This window comes from Nocardioides segetis (assembly GCF_051390595.1).
Taxonomy (GTDB): Bacteria; Actinomycetota; Actinomycetes; order Propionibacteriales; family Nocardioidaceae; genus Nocardioides.
Genome location: NZ_JBNINR010000040.1, coordinates 1 through 1,152 on the forward strand (window position 1 = coordinate 1; position 1,152 = coordinate 1,152).

A 1,152-nucleotide genomic window follows, 5' to 3' on the forward strand; every position below is an offset into this window, starting at 1 on the left:
CTCGGCGGGGTTGTTGGACCAGATCTGGGTCCACACGTCTTTGGGGAAGGCGGTGAAGGCCAGGATGTCCGCGCGAGCTGCGTCGAGGTGGGCGTGGACCTCGGGCAGCTTCTGGTCGACGTAGTCCAGCAGCCGGTCGAACTGGGCGTGCACGGCCGGCGCGTCGGGCTGGTCGTAGACGCTGTGCAGCATCGCCTTGACGGCCGGCCACATCGACTTCGGTGTCACGCTCATCAGGTTCGCGGCGTAGTGGGTGCGGCAGCGCTGCCAGGCCGCGCCGGGCAAGTTCGCTGCGATCGCTTCGACCAGACCGGCGTGGGCGTCGCTTGTGACGAGTCGAACGCCGGCCAGGCCGCGGGCTACCAGATCGGCGAAGAACTCGTTCCACGCCGCGCCTGTTTCGCTGGTGGCGACGCGCATGCCGAGAACCTCGCGGTGGCCGTCGCCGTTGACGCCGGTGGCGAGCAGGACGACGGCGTTGATGACCCGGCCGCCTTCGCGGACCTTCATCGTGAGCGCGTCGGCTGCCACGAACGTGAACGGACCTGCCGCGTCGAGTGGGCGGTGGCGGAACTGCTCGACGTGCTCGTCGAGCTCTGCTGCCATCCGCGAGACCTGCGACTTCGACAGCGAGTCGATACCCAGGGTCTTGACGAGCTTGTCCATCCGCCGGGTGCTGACACCAGCGAGGTAGCAGTCGGCGACCACAGTGATCAGCGCGGTCTCGGCGCGCTTGCGCCGCTCGAGGAGCCACTCGGGGAAGTAGGTGCCCTTGCGGAGCTTGGGGATCGCGACATCAATCGTCCCGACCCGGGTGTCCAGGTCGCGGTGACGGTAGCCGTTGCGCTGTGCTGTCCGGCCTAATGTCGGGCGGCCGTACTCGGCGCCAACCACAGCGTCGGCGTCAGCCGAGAGCAGGGCGTTGATCATCGTCTGCAACAGCGAGCGCATCAGATCGGGACTCGCCTCGGCGAGGGCTTCGCCGAGCAGGCGTGCAGGGTCGACAATGTGGGCAGCGGTCATCGTGATGACTCCATTCGAGAGTGCTGTGAGAGGTTCACTCGAAGGATCACGCGGTGGCCGCGTCTTCGTCCGACGTACACGCCGGTGACGATCTCGGCGACCGCGCTACACCACTATCGGGGACTCAAC

Annotated in this window: 1 protein-coding gene; it reads right to left on the bottom strand. The window is 67.3% G+C overall.

Features of this window, described 5'->3' with window-relative positions; translation table 11 throughout:
* Positions 1–1,023: IS256 family transposase (locus ACPZVR_RS25405; RefSeq protein WP_436702482.1), on the bottom strand; the 1,023-nt coding region annotated here is incomplete at its 3' end.
* Positions 1,024–1,152 lie beyond the last annotated feature (129 nt).